The 20441-nt window shown below is 59.3% G+C and carries 18 protein-coding genes; 12 read left to right on the forward strand and 6 right to left on the reverse strand.

Translation table 11 applies throughout. From position 1 onward, the window contains the following. The first annotated feature begins 29 nt into the window (after positions 1-29). The gene (gene ygiD, locus JK621_RS19400; protein WP_212557244.1) at positions 30-812 is read left to right on the forward strand and encodes a 4,5-DOPA dioxygenase extradiol; all 783 of its coding nucleotides are present in this window, start codon (positions 30-32) and stop codon (positions 810-812) included. 57 nt (positions 813-869) lie between these two features. On the opposite strand, the gene JK621_RS19405 is transcribed toward ygiD, so the two are convergent. Then, positions 870-2030 (reverse strand): glutathionylspermidine synthase family protein, encoded by a 1161-nt coding sequence (locus tag JK621_RS19405; RefSeq protein WP_212557245.1) that lies wholly within the window; start codon positions 2028-2030, stop codon positions 870-872. Between the two features lie 3 nt (positions 2031-2033). Beyond that, the gene (locus JK621_RS19410) at positions 2034-2699 is read right to left on the reverse strand and encodes a DUF1190 family protein (protein WP_212557246.1); all 666 of its coding nucleotides are present in this window, start codon (positions 2697-2699) and stop codon (positions 2034-2036) included. A 353-nt stretch (positions 2700-3052) separates the two neighbouring features. On the opposite strand from JK621_RS19410, the gene JK621_RS19415 reads away from it, so the two are divergent. Genes JK621_RS19415 through dhaM form a run of 4 tightly spaced genes read left to right on the forward strand, consistent with a single transcriptional unit; the run spans position 3053 to position 7366 of the window. Then, positions 3053-4159 (forward strand): glycerol dehydrogenase, encoded by a 1107-nt coding sequence (locus JK621_RS19415; protein ID WP_126485363.1) that lies wholly within the window; start codon positions 3053-3055, stop codon positions 4157-4159. A gap of 52 nt (positions 4160-4211) precedes the next feature. After that, on the forward strand, positions 4212-5282 hold the full coding sequence (gene dhaK, locus JK621_RS19420; RefSeq protein ID WP_212557247.1) for a dihydroxyacetone kinase subunit DhaK: 1071 nt from the start codon (positions 4212-4214) through the stop codon (positions 5280-5282). Positions 5283-5291: 9 nt separating this feature from the next. After that, complete coding sequence (gene dhaL / locus JK621_RS19425; RefSeq protein WP_212557248.1) at positions 5292-5924, forward strand: dihydroxyacetone kinase subunit DhaL; 633 nt, start codon at positions 5292-5294, stop codon at positions 5922-5924. A gap of 11 nt (positions 5925-5935) precedes the next feature. Then, a complete protein-coding gene (gene dhaM, locus JK621_RS19430; protein WP_212557249.1) occupies positions 5936-7366 on the forward strand; it encodes a dihydroxyacetone kinase phosphoryl donor subunit DhaM in 1431 nt (476 codons plus the stop codon). A gap of 4 nt (positions 7367-7370) precedes the next feature. Here the strand turns inward: dhaM and dhaR are convergent, their stop codons facing one another. After that, entirely contained in the window at positions 7371-9320 is a 1950-nt protein-coding gene (dhaR, locus tag JK621_RS19435) for a dihydroxyacetone kinase operon transcriptional regulator DhaR (protein WP_212557250.1), read from the reverse strand. Positions 9321-9470: 150 nt separating this feature from the next. Continuing rightward, the gene (gene tolC / locus JK621_RS19440; protein WP_212557251.1) at positions 9471-10985 is read right to left on the reverse strand and encodes an outer membrane channel protein TolC; all 1515 of its coding nucleotides are present in this window, start codon (positions 10983-10985) and stop codon (positions 9471-9473) included. A gap of 284 nt (positions 10986-11269) precedes the next feature. Between tolC and nudF the strand changes: the two genes are divergently transcribed. From nudF to JK621_RS19470, 6 genes are all read left to right on the forward strand, one after another. Beyond that, positions 11270-11905: an ADP-ribose diphosphatase gene (nudF, locus tag JK621_RS19445; protein ID WP_212557252.1), complete on the forward strand. Its 636-nt coding sequence runs from the start codon at positions 11270-11272 to the stop codon at positions 11903-11905. Continuing rightward, positions 11902-12327 (forward strand): DUF1249 family protein, encoded by a 426-nt coding sequence (locus JK621_RS19450; protein WP_004948286.1) that lies wholly within the window; start codon positions 11902-11904, stop codon positions 12325-12327. Before nudF ends, JK621_RS19450 begins: the two co-directional genes overlap by 4 nt. A gap of 27 nt (positions 12328-12354) precedes the next feature. Next, on the forward strand, positions 12355-13182 hold the full coding sequence (cpdA, locus tag JK621_RS19455) for a 3',5'-cyclic-AMP phosphodiesterase (protein WP_212557253.1): 828 nt from the start codon (positions 12355-12357) through the stop codon (positions 13180-13182). Beyond that, positions 13182-13763 carry an esterase YqiA gene (gene yqiA / locus JK621_RS19460; protein ID WP_126485352.1) on the forward strand — a complete coding sequence of 194 codons (582 nt, stop codon included), beginning with the start codon at positions 13182-13184 and terminating at the stop codon, positions 13761-13763. The genes cpdA and yqiA overlap by 1 nt, the downstream gene beginning before the upstream one ends. 77 nt (positions 13764-13840) lie before the next feature. Then, on the forward strand, positions 13841-15736 hold the full coding sequence (gene parE / locus JK621_RS19465) for a DNA topoisomerase IV subunit B (protein WP_212557254.1): 1896 nt from the start codon (positions 13841-13843) through the stop codon (positions 15734-15736). Positions 15737-15826: 90 nt separating this feature from the next. Further along, positions 15827-16723: a LysR substrate-binding domain-containing protein gene (locus JK621_RS19470; RefSeq protein ID WP_212557255.1), complete on the forward strand. Its 897-nt coding sequence runs from the start codon at positions 15827-15829 to the stop codon at positions 16721-16723. A gap of 21 nt (positions 16724-16744) precedes the next feature. Here JK621_RS19470 and JK621_RS19475 read toward each other — a convergent pair whose 3' ends face one another. Together JK621_RS19475 and JK621_RS19480 are read right to left on the reverse strand one after the other, a co-directional pair. Then, entirely contained in the window at positions 16745-17053 is a 309-nt protein-coding gene (locus tag JK621_RS19475) for a putative quinol monooxygenase (RefSeq protein ID WP_004948272.1), read from the reverse strand. 37 nt (positions 17054-17090) lie between these two features. Next, entirely contained in the window at positions 17091-17672 is a 582-nt protein-coding gene (locus JK621_RS19480) for an NAD(P)H-dependent oxidoreductase (protein WP_212557256.1), read from the reverse strand. A gap of 330 nt (positions 17673-18002) precedes the next feature. Here JK621_RS19480 and parC point away from each other — a divergent pair, with 330 nt between their 5' ends. After that, a complete protein-coding gene (gene parC / locus JK621_RS19485; protein WP_212557257.1) occupies positions 18003-20276 on the forward strand; it encodes a DNA topoisomerase IV subunit A in 2274 nt (757 codons plus the stop codon). The last annotated feature ends 165 nt before the right edge of the window (positions 20277-20441 follow it).

Genomic DNA, 20441 nt, shown 5'->3' on the forward strand with positions numbered 1-20441 from the left:
AACCTAAGATGACTAACCAAGGATTATGTATGAACACCTCTCGTATGCCTGCTCTTTTCCTCGGCCACGGTAGCCCGATGAACGCGCTGGAAGAAAATCGCTACACCCTGGCATGGCGTACGCTGGGTGAAACGCTGCCGCGTCCAAAAGCCATCGTCGCCGTTTCTGCGCACTGGTACACCCGCGGCACTGCGGTTACCGCGATGGAAAAGCCAAAAACCATCCATGATTTTGGCGGTTTCCCGCAGGCGCTGTTTGATACTCGGTACCCGGCGCCGGGCTCTCCTGAACTGGCGGCACAGTTGCAACAGTTGCTTGCGCCGATTGAGGTCACGGCGGATGTCAGCGAGTGGGGGCTGGACCACGGCACCTGGGGAGTCTTGATCAAGATGTACCCCGACGCGGATATCCCGATCGTACAGCTCAGTATCGACGGCACCCAACCGGCTGAATATCATTACCAGCTGGGCCGCAAACTGGCGGCGCTGCGTGAGCAGGGGGTGATGATTGTCGCCAGCGGCAACGTGGTGCATAACCTGCGGATGGTGAAATGGCAGGGGGATACCACCCCTTATCCGTGGGCGGAATCCTTTGACAAGTTCGTGCGCGATAATCTGAATTATCAGGGGGATAACCATCCTCTGGTGAATTTCATGCAGCATCCGGGGGCGGCGTTGTCGAACCCGACGCCGGAACATTATCTGCCGCTGCTGTACGTGCTGGGCAGTTGGGATGGCGAAGAAGCGATATCCGTGCCTGTGGACGGCATCGAGATGGGCGCTTTGAGCATGCTGTCGGTGCAGGTCGGTTAAATAAAAAACGCCAGTCTCGGACTGGCGTTTGCATTTCAGGTCTCTGGCGAGTCTTGGTCAGCCGAGGATGATATGCGGATAGAAACGCGACAGATCCTGAGTGATCAGCTCGCGATCTTCACGCAGGCCGATACCGCAGGGTTGATCGTCCACCAGCCAACTGCCGATCAGCGTATAGCTGCCCTCGAACTGCGGCAATGGGTGGAACTGTTGCACAATCATGCCTTCTTCGCCGTACGGGCCGTCAACGCGCGCCACTTCCTGGCCGTTCTGCACGATCTGGATATTGGCGCCTTCGCGTGAGAACAGCGGCTTGGTGACGTAGTGATCCAGTTGCGGATGTTCGTCCTGCGCGAAGTAGGCCGGCAGCAGGTTCGGGTGATCCGGGAACATTTCCCACAGCATCGGCAGCAGCGCCTTGTTGGAGATAATGCTTTTCCAGGCCGGCTCCAGCCAGCGCACACCGGCATCTTCCAGCTTGGTGGAAAACATCTCGCGCAGCATAAACTCCCATGGGTAGAGCTTGAACAGATTGCCGATGACCTGGTCTTGCAGATCGGTAAACTGGCCCTTCTCGCCGAGACCAATCTCTTCCATAAACAGGAACTCGGTTGGCACGCCGGCTTCCTGCGCGCAGTCCTGCAGATATTGCACCGTACCGCGATCTTCTTCGCTGTCCTGGCAGCAGGCCAGATGCAGCAGGCCGAAGCCGTGGTGCGCTTTCAGATCGGCAAAACGCTCAATCAGCTTTTCCTGCAGGCTGTTGTACTGATCGGACTCCGGGCTGAGATTGCCGGCGTTGATCTGGTCTTCCAGCCACAGCCATTGGAAAAAGGCCGCTTCATACAGCGAGGTTGGCGTATCGGCATTATTCTCCAGCAACTTGGGCGGATTGACGCCGTCGTAAGCCAGATCGAGACGCGAGTACAGCGAAGGTTGGCTGGTGCGCCATGAGCTGCGCACGAAATCCCAGGTGTGTTTCGGGATCTGGAATTTAGCCATCAGCGCATCGCTGTTGACCACTTTCTCCACCACTTGCAGACACCTCTGATGCAGCTCGGCGGTGGCGCTTTCGATCTCTTCGATTTGCGCCAGCGTAAACTGGTAATAGGCATCCTCACACCAGTACGGCTCGCCATACATGGTGTGGAATTTGAAGCCGAACTCGGTCGCTTTTTCGCGCCAGTCCGGGCGCTCGGTAATCGCAACGCGTTTCATGCCTTAACCGCCCATGCTGCGTGAGCTGCCGGAGGTCGCGCTGCTGCGCTGCATGCTGGTCTGCTTGGCCACGGATTCGCCAAAGCCGCCGCGGGTAACGGTGCTGGTTACCGCCGGTTTTGGCGCCATCGCGGTTTTCGGCACCGTCATGGTGCGGCCGCCGGCGGTAGCCGGACCATAGCTCTTGCCGGTGGCGTCAACGAACTTGCCGTTGGCCGGGCTGGCGGCGTTTTTGGAGGTGAACAGCGGCTGTTGGGCAAAGCCGGAGCCGCCCATCATGCGGCCCATCATGTAGCCTGCCATCAACGGCATCCAGAAGCTGCCGCTGCTTTGCGATTCTGCCGCCATGCCGGCCTGCGCCGGAGCGGGAGCCTGAGTACACTGCGCTTCACCGAACTCGGCCACGCAGTCTTCGCGGCTGGCGTATTTAGGCGCGGTTTTTGCGGCTTCTTTCAGGGCGTTGTTATAGGCAGTGGTGCACTGCTCGCTCATGGAGGGGTTAGTGCGCGAACACTCGTCGGCATTTTGATACATAGAGACCGTTTCATCCGCTTTTTCACAGCCGGCCAGCATAAAGACTCCGCTGATTGCCAAGGCTACGGGCGCAACGCGGTAGCTGCGCCAGGATTTGCGGAACGTCTCTTGGTTGATGTTTTTTGTCCGTTTCATCGTTATTAATCCCATCAGTCGGGCTGTTTTCGCCCTTTCCCAGTAGTGGCGGTAAGAATAGGGGAAAGATGGTCAAAATTAAAGCTGAAACGCCCGTGGAATCCACTCTTTACGCAGTTATACGTTAGGCTGTGCGCCAGCTCGCTTTACCGGTTAAAAAAGTGGCGGCAGAGTTCCATTATGAAACGGCAGAGCCGTTGTCATGTTCCATAATGGAACAAAAACGCGGTCTGTCGCAAAGCTCTCCGTAAGCCCTATAGTCAGTGCATAACAACGCGACGGCACAAGACCGGGCGCATCATCACCTGATATCTGAACGTTACCATCGCCAATTTCCCTACAAGGATCCGGTTATGTTGAGAATCATCCAGTCTCCATGCAAGTACATTCAGGGCGCCAATGCACTGGTCGCCGTGGGTCAATACGCTAAAGCGTTTGCCGACCATTATTTCGTGATTGCCGACGACTTCGTCATGAAGCTGGCGGGCGATACCCTGATGGGCAGCCTGCAACAGCACGGGGTGAAACATCACGCCAGCCTGTTCAACGGCGAATGCTGCCATAAGGAAATCGACCGCTTGGGGCGCGAACTGAAAGCCCATGGCTGTCGCGGCGTGATTGGCGTCGGCGGCGGCAAAACCCTCGATACCGCCAAAGCCATCGCGCACTACCAGCAAGTGCCGGTGGTGTTAATCCCCACCATTGCTTCCACCGATGCGCCGACCAGCGCGCTGTCGGTGATCTATACCGAACAGGGCGAATTTGCCGAGTATCTGATCTACCCGCGCAACCCGGATATGGTGGTGATGGACAGCGCGATTATCGCCAAGGCACCGGTGCGCCTGTTGGTGGCGGGAATGGGCGATGCGCTTTCCACCTATTTTGAGGCCCAGGCTTGTTTCGACGCTCAGGCCACCAGCATGGCGGGCGGCAAATCGACGCTGGCGGCGCTCAGCCTGGCACGGCTGTGCTATGAGACGCTGCTGGCAGAAGGCGTCAAAGCCAAACTGGCGGTTGAGGCCGGGGTGGTGACGGAAGCGGTTGAACGCATTATCGAGGCCAATACCTATTTGAGCGGCATTGGTTTTGAAAGTAGCGGGCTGGCGGCGGCGCACGCTATTCACAACGGTTTCACCGTGCTGGATGAGTGTCATCACCTGTACCACGGCGAGAAAGTGGCTTTCGGCACGCTATCGCAACTGGTGCTGCAAAACAGCAGCATGGCGCAGATCGAGACGGTGCTGGATTTCTGCCACCGCATCGGCCTGCCTGTCACGCTGGCCGAGATGGGCGTTAGCGGCGATGCGGCAGAGAAAATCATGGCGGTTGCCGAAGCCAGCTGCGCCGCCGGCGAAACCATCCACAACATGCCGTTCAGGGTGACGCCGGCCAGCGTGCAGGCCGCAATCTTGACGGCAGACCGGCTGGGCAGCGCCTGGCTGCAACAACACCAACGCTGATACTGCAGGGACGCAGCAGGCTGCGTCCCATTGGCTAAACGAGGAAATGACCGTGAAAAAACTGATCAATAAGGTTGAGTCGGTACTGGAAGAGCAACTGCTGGGGCTGGCGGAGGCGCACCCTGAACTGTTGGTGCATCAGGAGCCGGTGTTCGTTACCCGCGCCGACGCGCCGGTAGCGGGCAAGGTGGCTATCCTGTCCGGCGGCGGCAGCGGCCACGAACCCATGCACTGCGGCTTTGTCGGCGAAGGTATGCTCGACGGCGCCTGCCCCGGGGAGATTTTTACCTCGCCGACGCCGGATAAAATGTACGAGTGCGGCCAGGCTATCGACGGGGGCGCCGGAGTGTTGTTGCTGATCAAAAACTACACCGGCGACGTGCTGAATTTCGAAACCGCCACCGAATTGCTGCACGACAGCGGCACCCAGGTGGCGACGGTACTGGTGGACGATGACGTGGCGGTCAAGGATAGCCTGTTCACCGCCGGCCGACGTGGCGTGGCGAATACCGTACTGATGGAAAAACTGCTCGGCGCAGCGACGGCCCGCGGCGACGATCTGGACAGCGTGGTGACGTTGGGCCACAGGATCAACAATCAAGGGCATTCGATTGGCATCGCGCTGGGGGCCTGTACCGTGCCCGCAGCCGGCAAGCCCTCGTTCGTGCTGTCGGAAAACGAGATGGAGTTCGGCGTCGGTATTCACGGCGAGCCGGGCATTGCGCGGCGTCCGTTCAGCGGCCTCAATGCGGCGGTGGATGACATGTTCCATACCCTGATCGAACACGGCCATTACCAGCGCACCATTCGCGCCTGGGATCGCCGGCAGGGCGAATGGCGCGATGAAGTGCAGACCAAGCAGCCGCTGACGCGCGGCGACCGGGTGATTGCGTTGGTGAATAACCTGGGGGCGACGCCTCTGTCCGAGCTGTACGGCGTTTATCACCGGCTGGCGGAGCGCTGCGCCGAGGCGGGCATGATCGTTGAACGCAGTCTGGTGGGCGCCTATTGCACCTCGTTGGACATGCAGGGGGTATCGATCACCTTGCTGAAGGTGGATGACGAGCTGTTGGCATTGTGGGATGCGCCGGTGAAAACGCCCGCGCTGCGTTGGGGTTGTTGAGGAGGATCTATGGCATTAACGAAACAGCAGGTAGTGGACTGGCTGATGCGCTGTGGCGAGGTGTTTACCCGGGAACGTGATTTTTTGACCCGGCTGGATACCGAAATCGGCGACGCCGACCATGGTCTGAACATGAACCGTGGCTTCAACAAGGTGGTGGAAAAACTGCCTTCGGTGGCGGATAAAGACATCGGTTTTATTCTTAAAAATACGGGCATGACGCTGCTGTCGAGCGTCGGCGGCGCCAGCGGCCCGCTGTTCGGCACGTTCTTTATCCGCGCGGCGCAGGCGGCCAATGCCAAGCAAAGCCTGGATCTGGCGGAGCTGCATCAGATGATGCAAGAGGGCGTCGAGGGCGTGGTGATGCGCGGCAAGGCGGAGCCGGGCGACAAAACCATGTGCGACGTCTGGTGGCCGGTGGTGGAAAGCCTCGGCCAGTCGGCGCAGCAGCAGTCGAGCGTGGCAGAGGCCCTGCAGCGCGCCAGTGAACGGGCGGAACAGGCTGTAGAGGGCACTATCATCATGCAGGCGCGTAAAGGGCGGGCCAGCTACCTGGGTGAACGCAGCATCGGCCATCAGGATCCGGGCGCCACCTCGGTGATGCTGATGATCAAAACGCTGGCCGAGGTCGCCGGCCACTAGCAGGAGGCGAGATGATCAATATCGTTGTAGTTTCCCACAGCGCGCAGTTGGCGCGCGGGGTCGAAGAGCTGGCGCGGCAGATGATGCGTGGCGACGGCTGCAAGCTGGTGCTGGCGGCGGGCGTCGATGACGTCGAGCATCCGATCGGCACCGATGCCATCAAGGTCATGGAAGCCATTGAGTCGGTGGCGGACGGTGCGGGCATCGTCGTGCTGATGGATTTGGGCAGCGCGTTGCTGAGCGCCGAAACCGCGCTCGACCTGCTGGATCCGCAGTTGGCCGCCAAAGTGCGGCTGTGTTCGGCACCGCTGGTTGAGGGGGCGCTGGCTGCGGTGGTCGCCGCCAATTCCGGTGCCGGGCTGGAACAGGTGTTGGCGGAAGCTCAGGGCGCGCTGCTGGCCAAGCAGGCGCAACTGGGTGAAGCCGCGCCTGCGGCAAAAAGCGTTGAATTGCCGTTGACGCAGGGAAAAAGCGTCAGTTGGACGGTGCAGAACCCGCACGGGTTACACGCCCGACCGGCGGCGCGGCTGGCGGAGGCGCTGGCGCCCTTTGAGGCCGAGCTGGTGTTGGAAAAACAGGGGCAATGCGCCAACCCGCGTAGCCTCAATCAATTGGCGTTGCTGCAGGTGCGGCACGGCGACACCGTCAGGTTGATTGCCGACGGCCCACAGGCTGAGCAAGCGCTGGCGGCGTTCAGGGCGCTGGCGGAACAGCACTTTGGTGAAACGGTTTCGGAACAGCAACTGCCCTCGCTGCACGGCATCCCGGTGGCGGAAAGCGTGACCAGCGGCCCGGTGTTGCAGGCGCTCAGCTTCTGGCCGACGGTGACCGAGCGCCCGATTGGCGCGGACGACGTGCTGACCGAACAGCAGCGGCTGCGCGAGGCGCTGCAGCATACCCTGAGCGATCTCAACCGGCTGGCGGAGCGCACCGGCACATTGATTGGCAAACCGCAGGCGGCGATTTTCGGCGCGCACAGCATGCTGCTGGACGATCCGGATCTGCAACAGGCGGCCTATACGCGCATTGCTCAGCAACAATGCAGCGCCGAGCAGGCCTGGCGGCAGGAAATGGAGGCGATCATCGAGGATTATCGCGCGCTGGACGACGAGTACATGCGGGCGCGCGAACTGGACGTGCGGGACATGCTGCGCCGTACCCTGAGCCATCTGCAACAGCAGCCGCTGCTGCCGATTACGCTGACTGCGCCCTCGATTCTGGTGATGGACGAACTGATGCCTTCCGACGTGGTGATGCTCGATCGTCGCCTGGTGCTCGGCATCTGCCTGAGCGGCGGCAATGCACTGTCGCACAGCGCAATTCTGGCGAAGGCGATGGGGATCCCGATGGTGGTCGGCATGAACGACTGCCTGAGCAAAACCCGCAGCGGCCAGAAAGCGATGCTGGACGCGGCGCGCGGGGTATTGCAGCTCAGCCATTAAGCGATCAGGCGCGCAGTTTAAATTGGCGGATATCAATCTGATATTGTTTGATTTTCCGCCACAGCGTGGTGCGGCCGATGCCCAACAGCTGCGCCATTTCATTGAGCTGCCCGCGGCTGACGTTGGCAGCGCGAATGATCGCCTGGCGCTCCGTTTCCGCCAGCGTCAGCAGCGGCGTACCCGGCTGTGGTTCACTTTCCAGCAACGGCTGGTGGCTGAGCAAATGCGCGGGCAAGTCCGCTAACTGGAGATGGTGGCCGTGGCACATCATCGCCGTACGCTCAACCACGCCTTTCAGCTCCAGATCGTTGCCGGGCCACAGATACAGGCTCAACTGGGCCATGACGTCGTCATCGACCCGGAATCGGCACTGGAAATGCTGTTCCAGCGTTCGCAGGTGGTGCTTCACCAACAGCGGAATGTCGCTCAGCCGCTGGCGCAGCGCCGGGATCTGGATCTCGAACGCCTGCAGGCTGTAAAACAGCTGGCGGCGAAAGCGGTTCTGCTGCACCAACAGCGGCAGATTGGCGGCGCTACCGGCGATCACCCGCACATCGACCGGGATCACCCGGTTGGAGTTAAGCCGCATGACTACGCCGGTTTTCAGCACCTGAAGCAGCGCTGACTGCATTTCCGCCGGCAGATACTCAATTTGCTCCAGGTACAGCGTGCCGCCGTTGGCCAGTTCAAACTTGCTGAGCTGGCCCGCTTCCTCTTCGCTGGCGTCGCAACCCAGCAGTTCGCGCAGCCCCTGCGCTTCCGGCATCAACTGGCAGTTAAGCGCGATATAGGGCCCGGCGGCGCGTTCGCTGGCGTTGTGGATTGCCTGGCTGAGCCGCTCCTTGCCGACCCCTTCTTCGCCGCACAGCAGGATCGGGTGCTGGCCCTTCGCCGCCTGCTGGCCGTAGCGGATCAACCGGCGCATCTCCAGGGAGGCGGAAGGCATCTGTTCAAAGCTGTGGCTGACGCGGCCCAGTTGGCTGCTGACGTACTGGTGCAGCCGTTCAATCGGGTGCAGCAGGGCGATAAAGCTGCAGCGCTCGCCGTCGAAGATCGGTTTTAGGGTCAGCAGCGCGGCGATAAACTGCCGCTGGCTTTCGAAAGTGACTTCAACGTGTTGCAGCGGCTGGCGCTGGGCGATGGCCCGGTTGAGCAGGGCGGGCAGCGTCAGCAACTGCGTCAGGGGTTTGCCCTGGCTCTGCTGTTCGTCCAGCTTCAGCAGGGTGGCGGCCCGCTGGTTGATGTATTGCAGGTAGCCGCGGTGGTCCCAGGCCATCACCCCGTCATCCACCCCGTCAAGCAAACCGTAAAGCTGATTCAGGTGGCGGTTGGACTCCGCCAGCAGGCCGTCGGCGTTCAGCGAGTTGCCTATCTCGCGTGCGATCGCCAGCGTCAGTGACAGATCGCCGGCGGCGCAGTCCGCCAGCAGGCAGCCCAGCGCAATCGAGCCGCGTTGGCGGCCGCTGTTGTCATAAACCGGCGTGGCGCAGAATGACCAGCCGTGCAGCGCCTGCCGCACGTGCTCGCTGCCGCTCACCTGTATCGGGTGGCCTTCCGCCGCCGCCAGCGAAGGCGCGTTGGTGCCAATGTCACCCTCGGCCCAATAGGCGCCGGGGGTAAACCCCAATTGCTGCAGGCGTTCACGCGTCGGGGCGTCGCCGCACAACCACAGCATGCAGCCGCTTTCGTCGAGGATCATCAGCAGGCAGCGGCGGGGTTCCATATATTCGCAGGCATCTTCCAGCGACGCCTGGCCAAGCGTCAGCAGATCGTTTTTACGCTGGCAGATCGAGTTGAAGGTGGCACCGAGCGCACGGTGCGGCGCTTTCCACACGGCGGGTTGCATCAGGCTGCGACAGCGCAACCAGGAAGCGTAGATTGCCGGTGCAGGGCGCTGTGCGGGCGGCAATGCGCCGTCGGCCATCAACTGTTGCCAGCTTGAGGTGTTCTCCATTGGATCCCATCCGGACTGAGATAAGGCAATGGCGCCGATGATACCACCGCAGGGCGGGGGGCTGGCTGTGAGGCGGCGGGCAGAACCGGCGTTGAGGCAAAAAAAACGGGGCGCGACAGATGCCGGGCCCCGTGTTCAGCAGTGCGCGAATCAGTTGCGGAATGGGTTACCGCTGTTGCTGCGCGCCGGCTGGGTGGTGGTGGTCGCCGGCGCAGAGGCGCGGGTAGCGACCGGTGCCGGAGCTGCCGTTTGCGGCGCAGGCGCATTGCCGTTATAACCTTCCGCATAAGCGTCCTGTGCGGTGGTCGGCGGCGCTACCACATCCTGCGAGGTAGAAATCGGTTTGCCCAACGCGCCGTTCAGTAACAGCAGGTCATTTTCATTCAGCGTGCCGAGTGCGGACTTGATGTTCAACTGGTTGATCAGATAGGTATAACGCGCGCTGGAGAGCTGCTGCTTGGCGTTATACAACGTGGTGGTGGCATCCAGCACGTCAACGATGGTGCGGGTACCTACCTGGTAACCGGCTTCCATCGCATCCAATGAGCTCTGGGCAGAGACCACGGCCTGCTTGTAGGCGTTGATGCTGCTGATCGACGCGTTCACGTTGTTGAATGACGAACGCACGGTCTGCACTACGCTGCGGTGTGCGCTTTCCAACTGCTCACTGGCGCCGACGAAGTTGTACTGCGCCTGCTGCACCTGTGAATTGGTCTGGCCGCCGCTGTACAGTGGCAGATTAAAGCTGATGCCAACCTTGTTCTGACCAACGTCACTGTCATTGTTGCCCGTGCCTGTGCCGGTGCGAGAGCCGTTATATTTGGTGTTGGTAATGCCGGTAGAAGCGCTTACATCAACGGTCGGCATATAGCCGGTCTGCGCCGAGCGGATCTGCTCGCGAGCCAGGTCCTGGCTTAAGCGGGCAGAAAGCAGGCTCAGGTTGCGCGCTTCGGCTTCTTTCAGCAGGTTGTTCACCGCTTCCGGACGTTGGGTGCTGAAACGATCGGTATTCAGCGAGGCCAGTTCCGGGTAGAAGGTGCCGGTCACCTGGCGCAGTTTTTCCAGCGCGTTATCCAGGGTGTTGCGGGCAGTCACTTCGGACGCCAGCACGGTGTCGTAGTTGGAACGGGCGTTCTGCACGTCGGTGATCGCCACCAGGCCCACGTTGAAGCGTTGGGTGGTTTGATCCAGCGTGCGGTAAACCGCCTGTTTTTGCGCCTGCGTATAAGACAGCGAGTCGATGGCGCTCAGCACGTTGAAATAGGCGGTAGCGGTGTCGAGGATCAGCTGTTGCGACGAGGTCTGGAAGGTCACGTCGGAGATGCCGGCGGTTTTTTCCTGCAGCGTCAGCGCGCGCCATTTCGACATGTCGAAAATGGTTTGGGTCAGCGCCAGCGAGCCGCTGGTGGCGTTGCTATTGACGTTATTGGCATCGCGGTAACCGCTACCGTAAGTATAACCGGCGGTTAAACCCAGTTGCGGCAGCAACGGGCTGCGCGCTTCGTTGATTTTTTCGAATGCGGCGTCACGGTCAGCGGCAGTCTTGCGCAGATCCGGGTTACTTTCCCTGGCCTGTTTGTAAACCTGCAGCAGGTTCTCTGCCTGGCTCATTGCACTGAAGCCGCCCAGGCTCAGTCCGATAAGAAGGGGGAGCAGTTTCTTCATTTGCATTCCTTGTTGTGCAGCAATATTGCTATGTTAGCGCTGACGATAGACGAAATAGTTGCCGATTCTAGCAGAGTCTGTTGTTCGCATAAGGTGGCTGAATGTGCCATCTCGCGTATCTTTTGCCTTTCAGACTGCCGTGTTTACTTTAGTTCAACTGGCCGCACAGGCCACACCTGATATCATGGCTGACAATCTAACATAAAGCTGCGGAAGATTATCCCGCCGTTTCTGTCATCAAAACTGTTTATTTTATCGGCATACTCACGCAGGAGAATTCGCTTATGAGCCACTCACAGCCGTCGCCCGTTACTCTCGATAAAAACGATGTAGAAATTATTGCACGTGAGACGCTTTACCGTGGTTTTTTTTCACTCAATCTCTATCGGTTCCGTCATCGTTTGTTCAACGGTGACATGAGCCCGGAGGTAAAGCGCGAGATTTTCGAACGCGGCCACGCGGCGGTGCTGTTGCCCTATGACCCGGTGCGTGACGAGGTGGTGTTGATTGAACAACTGCGGATCGCCGCGGTCGATACCAGTAGCTCCCCCTGGCTACTGGAAATGGTGGCGGGTATGATCGAAACCGGCGAGAGCGTCGAAGACGTGTGCCGCCGTGAAGCGCAGGAAGAAGCCGGCGTCGAGGTCGGGCGCTGCAAACCGGTGTTGAGCTACCTGGCAAGCCCCGGCGGTACCAGCGAGCGGCTGTCGATCATGGTGGGCGAGGTGGACGCCACGACCGCTGAAGGCATCCATGGGCTGGAAGAAGAGCATGAAGATATCCGTGTCCACGTGGTTAGCCGCGAACAGGCTTACCGTTGGGTTGAAGAAGGCGCGATTGATAACGCCGCATCTGTGATTGCATTGCAGTGGCTGGCGTTGCACCATGAATCGTTAAGAAAAGAGTGGGCCAACCAATGAAACAGCGCTATACCCCTGATTTCCCGGAAATGATGAGATTGTGTGAAACCAACTTCGCGCAATTGCGTCGCTTGCTGCCGCGCAACGATGAAGTGGGCGAAACGGTGACTTATCAGGTGAACGGCGCCAGTTATCGTCTGACTATTGTTGAATCCACGCGCTACACCTCGCTGGTGCAGATCGAGCAGACCGCGCCGGCGGTCAGTTATTGGAGCCTGCCCGCCATGACGGTGCGGCTGTATCATGACGCGATGGTTGCGGAAGTGTGTTCCAGTCAGCAGATCTACCGTTTTAAAGCGCGTTATGATTATCCCAATAAAAAGTTGCATCAACGTGACGAAAAGCATCAAATTAACCAGTTTCTTGCTGATTGGTTGCGCTACTGCTTGGCGCATGGAGCGATGGCGGTTCCGGTTTGTTAAACAGACTGAAATAACAAAGGACACCATTTGGAAAGCCTGTTTAAACTGACCGTGGCAAGTGGGGCCAGGGTCAGGATTCTGCAAATAACAGATACCCACCTTTTTGCCGGCGAAAACGAGACCTTGCTCGGCATCAATACCTATCGCAGTTACCACGCGGTGCTGGACGCCATCATGGCGCAGCAGCGCGGTTTTGATCTGGTCGTCGCCACCGGCGACTTGGCGCAGGATCATTCTCTGGCGGCTTACCGGCACTTTGCCGAAGGTATTGCGCGGCTGCCTGCGCCTTGCGTCTGGCTGCCGGGCAACCATGATTTTCAGCCGGCGATGGTCGATGCGCTGGCCGCCGCAGGCATCGCCCCTTCAAAGCAGGTGCTGCTGGGCGAGCACTGGCAGGTGTTGCTGCTGGACAGCCAGGTGTTTGGCGTGCCGCACGGCGAACTGAGCGACTACCAGCTTGAGTGGATGGAGCGCTGCCTGCAGGACCACCCGGAGCGTTATACGTTACTGCTGCTGCATCATCATCCGCTGCCCTCCGGTTGCACCTGGCTCGATCAGCACAGCTTGCGCAACCCTCACATGCTGGGCGCGGTGCTGCTGCGCTACCCGAACGTAAACACCGTGGTGTGCGGGCACATTCACCAGGATCTGGATCTGGAATGGCAGGGTCGCCGGTTGCTGGCATCGCCTTCCACCTGCGTGCAATTCAAGCCGCACTGCACCAATTTTACCATCGACGACGTTTCGCCCGGCTGGCGCTATCTCGACCTGCTGCCGGACGGCCGCGTCGAGACCCAGGTTTTCCGCTTGGAAAACGATGATTTTCGCCCCGACATGGATTCGGAAGGGTACTGATGTCGACGCTACTTTATTTGCACGGTTTTAACAGTTCGCCGCTCTCGGCCAAGGCAACCTCTTTCAAGGCGTGGCTGGCCGACAATCACCCGGACATCGAGATGCTGGTGCCGCAATTGCCGGTTTTCCCGGCCGATGCCGCCGAGATGCTTGAGAACATGGTGATGGAACGCGCCGGGCAAACGCTGGGCGTTGTGGGTTCCTCGCTGGGCGGATACTACGCCACCTGGCTTTCACAGTGTTTTTCACTGCCGGCGGTAGTGGTTAACCCTGCTGTGAAGCCGTTTGAGCTGTTGATTGACTACCTTGGCAAAAACGAGAACCCCTACACCGGTCAACAATATGTGTTAGAGTCACGTCACGTTTACGATCTGAAAACGATGCAGATCGATCCCTTGGAGTCACCGGATTTAATCTGGTTGCTGCAACAAACGGGCGATGAAATTCTCGATTATGGGCAGGCGGTGGCCTATTACACTGCGTGCCGGCAAACGGTGGAGTCGGGTGGAAACCACGCCTTCGTCGGTTTCGAGCACTACTTCCCCCAGATTGTGGATTTTTTAGGGCTAAACGCTGTGTGAATAAGCGAGTTATACCCTGCGGCTTGAAAGACGACGGGTATAGGCACCTTCCTACTAACCACGAAAAAAATTCAACGATGACTCAATCCAGCTATAACGCTGATGCCATTGAAGTACTCAGCGGTCTAGAACCAGTGCGCCGTCGTCCCGGTATGTATACCGACACGACGCGCCCAAATCACCTCGGCCAAGAGGTGATCGACAACAGCGTCGATGAAGCCCTGGCAGGCCACGCCAAGCGCATCGACGTGATTCTGCACGCCGATCAGTCACTGGAAGTGATCGACGACGGCCGCGGTATGCCGGTGGATATCCACCCTGAAGAAGGCGTCCCGGCGGTTGAGTTGATCATGTGCCGTCTGCACGCGGGCGGCAAATTCTCCAATAAAAACTACCAGTTCTCCGGCGGCCTGCACGGCGTGGGGATTTCGGTGGTTAACGCCCTGTCGACGCGGGTGGAAGTCAACGTTAAGCGTGACGGCAACATCTACAGCATCGCCTTCGAAAACGGCGACAAGGTGCAAGAACTGGCGGTGACCGGCAGCTGCGGCAAACGCAATACCGGCACCAGCATCCACTTCTGGCCTGACGAGAAGTTCTTCGACAGCCCGCGCTTCTCGGTTTCGCGCCTGAGCCACCTGCTGAAAGCCAAAGCGGTATTGTGCCCCGGCGTCGAAATTTACTTTATCGACAAGCTGAACAACACCGAGCAACGCTGGTGCTATCAGGACGGCCTGACCGATTACCTGATGGAAGCGGTCAACGGCCTGATCACCCTGCCGGAAGCGCCGTTTGTCGGCAACTTCGCCGGCGATACCGAAGCGGTGGATTGGGCGCTGTTGTGGCTGCCGGAAGGCGGCGAGTTGTTGACCGAAAGCTACGTTAACCTGATCCCGACCATGCAGGGCGGCACCCATGTTAACGGCCTGCGTCAGGGGCTGCTGGACGCGATGCGCGAGTTCTGCGAGTTCCGCAATATTCTGCCGCGCGGCGTGAAGCTGTCCGCCGAAGACATCTGGGATCGCTGCGCTTACGTGCTGTCGGTGAAGATGCAGGATCCGCAGTTCGCCGGGCAGACCAAAGAACGCCTGTCGTCGCGCCAGTGCGCGGCCTTCGTTTCCGGCGTGGTGAAAGACGCCTTCAGCCTGTGGCTGAACCAGAACGTACAGGCGGCGGAACAGCTGGCCGAGCTGGCTATTTCCAGCGCCCAGCGCCGTCTGCGCGCCGCCAAGAAAGTGGTGCGCAAGAAGCTGACCAGCGGCCCGGCTCTGCCGGGTAAATTGGCGGACTGTACGTCGCAGGATCTGAACATGACCGAACTGTTCCTGGTGGAAGGGGACTCGGCGGGCGGTTCAGCCAAGCAGGCTCGCGATCGCGAGTATCAGGCCATCATGCCGCTGAAGGGCAAGATCCTGAATACCTGGGAAGTGTCTTCGGACGAAGTGTTGGCCTCGCAGGAGGTGCATGACATTTCCGTGGCGATCGGCATAGATCCTGACAGCGAAGATCTCAGCCAACTGCGCTATGGCAAAATCTGTATCCTGGCGGATGCGGACTCAGACGGCTTGCACATCGCCACGCTGCTGTGCGCGCTGTTCGTGCGCCACTTCAGTTCGCTGGTGAAGGGCGGCCACGTGTATGTGGCAATGCCGCCGCTGTATCGCATCGACCTCGGTAAAGAGGTGTTCTACGCGCTGGATGAAGAAGAGAAAGCCGGCGTGCTGGAACAGTTGAAGCGCAAAAAGGGCAAACCGAACGTTCAGCGCTTTAAAGGGCTGGGCGAGATGAACCCGCTGCAACTGCGTGAAACCACTCTGGATCCGAATACCCGCCGCCTGGTGCAACTGACGGTGAGCGATGACGATGTGACCCAGACGCTGGCGATGATGGATATGCTGCTGGCCAAGAAACGTTCTGAAGACCGCCGTAACTGGCTGCAGGACAAAGGCGACATGGCCGAACTTTCCGTCTGATCGCGATCTCTTGTCAGGCCCGGCTTCTGCGCCGGGCCTTCTTCCCGCAGGGGCGCGGCAAGCCGCACCCGACTACTCTGGGCGGAATGCATGAAAATCACCCTCGAAGAATTGCTGGCGTTTACCTCCGTGGTCGACAGCGGCTCCATTACCTCCGCCGCCGAGCAGCTCGGCCAGACCACTTCCGGTATCAGCCGTGCGCTCAGTCGCCTGGAAAAGAAACTCGACACTACCCTGATGCGCCGCACCACGCGCCGGCTTGAGTTGACCGAAGAAGGGCAAGGCTTTCTTGGCCATGCGCGCGACATTATCAGTTCGGTGGAGAACGCCGAGGAGCAGATGGCGTTGCGCAGGCTGATCCCGGCCGGCAAATTGCGGGTCAATGCCGCCGCCCCCTTTATGGAACACGTGATTGTGCCGCTGGTGGCGGGATTTCGCCAAGGTTACCCGCAGATCGAGCTGGAGTTGAATACCGACAACCTGATCATCGATCTGCTGGAGAAGCGCACCGATATCGCCATTCGCATCGGCACATTGCGCGACTCGACCATTCATGCGCGTCTGCTGGGCGCCAGCCGTTTGCGCATTCTCGCCAGCCCGGATTACCTTGAGCGTTACGGCACCCCAGACAGCGTGGAAGCGCTGCGCGACCACTGCCTGCTCGGCTTTACCCAGCCGGAATCGCTCAATCTGTGGCCGCTGCGCAACCCGCAGGCGCCGCATTTCGCCATTACGCCGACCCTCTCGGCCTCCAGCGGTGAAACGCTGAGGCAACTGGCGTTGCGCGGCGAAGGAATAGTGCAGTTGGCGGATTTCATGACGCGCGACGATCGGCAAAGCGGGCGGTTGGTGCAATTGCTGGAGCAGGATACGCTGGACGTGCGCCAGCCGATTAATGCGGTGTATTACCGCAATACCCAGCTGGCGGCGCGTATTACCTGTTTTCTGGACTACGTCAGCGCGCATATCGACGCGCAGACGCTGTAGGGGCCAGAGCGGCCCCGGGCATTACAGCGCGTTGCCCAGCACGTGAATGGTCACGCCAACCACGCTGTCTTTGATGGTGTCGCGATGCTTGTGCATATGAGCGATATCCAGATGTTTCTCCAGGTGCGCCTGGCTTTCCCATTTTTCCAGCATAAACACCGAGTCCGGCGACAGCTTCTGCCACGGCGCCTGGGTATGGCTGTCGATCATCGGCGTATATTCGCCGCAACCTTCTTCCGCCAGTACCAACGGGATAAGTTTTTCGATCGCTTTGAGCACCGTTTCACGGTGGCCTGGTTTAGTCTTGATTTCTGCAATTACGGTGATCATCACAACCTCATTGATTTATGCGCTTAAGCGCGCTTAGTTAAGCAAAAATTTCTGCCAGGTGCGCGCGATAACGTGCGATATCGCTGTCGATATCAGGTTGTTTAATCACGTCATTACAGATAAAGGTCGGCAGCGCTTCCATGCCCAGGAACTGGTTGGCTTTGTGGAAGTGCAGATAAACGCCGTCAACGCCGACGCCGTGGAAGAACTGCTGCGGATCGGTAAAGGCCTCCAGCGGCGCGTTCCAGGTCAGGCTCAGCAGGTATTTTTTGCCCTGAATCAGGCCGCCGGAGCCGTATCTCTTGCCGGCGTCCGCGCGGGTGCGACCGTCGCTGGCGTACAGGCTGCCGTGCCCGGCGGTGAACACTTCATCAATGTATTTTTTCAGGATCCAGGGTTCGCCCATCCACCAGCCCGGCATTTGATAAATCACCACGTCGGCCCACAGGTATTTCTGCACTTCGGCTTCAATGTCATAACCGTCGTCAACCACGGTGACCTGCACATCGTGTTTCACGTCGCGCAGGTAGCTTTCCGCCACGTCGCTCAGCGTTTGGTTGAGTTCGCCATTGGAATGGCCGAATTGCTTTTTAGCATTAATAATCAGGATATTGCTCATTTTCCGCGGCTCCTGTCAGAGTTGAAATAGGGGGTGCTTTCCGCGTTTTGGCGCAGAAAACATTTCGCTGACAGGGAGTGTAATCGCTAGCAATGCCGGTAAAAATGGGATCCAGCGCACAACAGTGTTGACTCGCAGTCAACAAATCTACCGGCAGACAATGAATTTTTGCATAAAATCGGCAGTTGAACCTGCTTCACAGGGTGATTGCTGCGCCAACTGTGACAGCTACCCTGCTGATGGGTTACTATCGCCGACAGAATCGACAAGCTATACCCTTTGCTTTGTCGTCCAGGGATTGCCAAGCCACGGTCTGAGGATAATTGAGTAATGAGTGATCTGACTCATGACGGTGTAGAGCGTTTACCGCTGCACACATTCACTGAAAACGCCTATCTGAACTATTCCATGTACGTCATCATGGATCGGGCGTTGCCGTACATTGGCGACGGTCTAAAGCCGGTACAACGCCGCATTGTCTACGCCATGTCCGAGCTGGGGCTGAACAACAGCGCCAAATTCAAAAAATCCGCCCGTACCGTGGGTGACGTGCTGGGTAAATACCATCCGCACGGCGACAGCGCCTGCTATGAAGCGATGGTGCTGATGGCGCAGCCGTTCTCTTATCGCTATCCGCTGGTAGACGGCCAGGGGAACTGGGGGGCGCCGGACGATCCGAAATCCTTCGCGGCGATGCGTTATACCGAATCTCGCCTGTCCAAATACGCGGAAGTGCTGCTGGCCGAATTGGGCCAGGGCACCGTTGACTGGGTGCCGAACTTTGACGGCACCATGCAAGAACCGAAAATGTTGCCGGCGCGCCTGCCCAACATCCTGCTCAACGGCACCACCGGCATTGCCGTCGGCATGGCGACCGACATCCCGCCGCACAACGTGCGCGAAGTGGCCGCCGCCGTGGTGGCGCTGATCGACAAACCCGGCGCAGGGCTTGAGGAGTTGCTCGAGTTCGTGCAGGGCCCGGACTTCCCGACCGAAGCCGAAATCATTACGCCGCGCGACGAAATCCGCAAAATTTACCAGAACGGCCGCGGTTCGGTACGCATGCGCGCCGTATGGAAAAAAGAAGACGGCAGCGCGGTGATCACCGCCTTGCCGCACCAGGTTTCCGGCGCCAAGGTGCTGGAGCAGATCGCCAGCCAGATGCGCGCCAAAAAGCTGCCGATGGTGGAAGATCTGCGTGACGAATCCGATCACGAGAACCCGACGCGGTTGGTGATTGTACCCCGTTCCAACCGTATCGATCTGGATCAGGTGATGAACCATCTGTTCGCCACCACCGATCTGGAACGCAGCTACCGCATCAATATGAACATGATCGGTCTGGACAATCGCCCGCAGGTCAAAGGGCTGGTTGAAATCCTTACCGAATGGTTGGCCTTCCGCCGCGACACGGTGCGCCGTCGCCTGAATTACCGTCTGGAAAAAGTGCTGAAACGCCTGCACATTCTGGAAGGTTTGCTGGTGGCGTTCCTCAATATTGATGAAGTGATCCACATCATCCGCAGCGAGGACGAACCCAAGCCGGTGCTGATGCAGCGTTTCGGCATTTCCGACACCCAGGCGGAAGCGATCCTCGAGCTGAAACTGCGCCATTTGGCGAAGCTGGAAGAGTTCAAGATCCGCGGCGAGCAGGATGAGTTGGCCAAGGAGCGCGATCACCTGCAAGCCTTGCTGGCTTCTGAACGCAAGCTTAACACCCTGATCAAGAAAGAGATCCAAGCCGACGCGCAGGCCTATGGCGACGATCGCCGTTCGCCGATTACCGAGCGCGCGGAAGCCAAGGCAATGAGCGAGCACGATTTTGTGCCGTCCGAGCCGGTGACCATCGTATTGTCGGAAATGGGCTGGGTACGCAGCGCCAAGGGCCACGATATCGATCCAAGCGGCCTGAGCTACAAGGCCGGCGACAGCTATCGCAGCGCGGCGCGCGGCAAGACCAACCAGCCGGTGGTCTTTATCGACTCCACCGGGCGCAGTTACGCGCTTGATCCGCTGACGCTGCCTTCGGCACGCGGGCAGGGCGAACCCTTGACCGGCAAGCTGACGCCACCGCCGGGCGCGACCATCGAACAAGTGCTGATGGCGGCGGACGATCAGAAACTGCTGATGGCTTCCGATGCCGGTTACGGTTTCGTCTGTACCTTCAACGATCTGGTGGCGCGCAACCGCGCCGGCAAGGCGATGATCACCCTGCCGGATAACGCCAAAGCGCTGGCGCCGATGGAGATCCATGGCGACGACGACATGTTGCTGTCGATCACCGCAGCCGGTCGCATGTTGCTGTTCCCGGTTGCCGATTTGCCGCAGTTGTCGAAGGGCAAGGGCAACAAGATTGTTTCCATTCCGGCGGCGCAGGCCGCTTCCGGTGAAGACAAGCTGGCATGGCTGTTCGTGTTGCCGCCGCAAACCTCCGTGACCTTGCATGTAGGTAAACGCAAGCTGACGCTGCGTCCGGAAGATTTGCAGAAATTCCGTGCGGAGCGCGGCCGTAAAGGCACTTCACTGCCGCGTGGCCTGCAGCGCATCGATCGCGTAGAGGTCGATGCGCCGGCGCGTGCGCCTGCGGGCGACAGCGAAGAGTAAACCTGACGGCATGACAAACGGGCGCAGCATGCTGCGCCCGCCTTATTTCCGGCCTACCGGCAATTATTTTCAAATAGTTAACATTTCCCTGCATAAAATTATTGTGCGTATCGTCGGCTGGCGGGAAAATAGAAAAAAATGCAGGGCGGGTTTTCGGACTCTGCA

The sequence above is a fragment of the Serratia plymuthica genome, from assembly GCF_018336935.1.
Classification (GTDB): domain Bacteria; phylum Pseudomonadota; class Gammaproteobacteria; order Enterobacterales; family Enterobacteriaceae; genus Serratia; species Serratia plymuthica_B.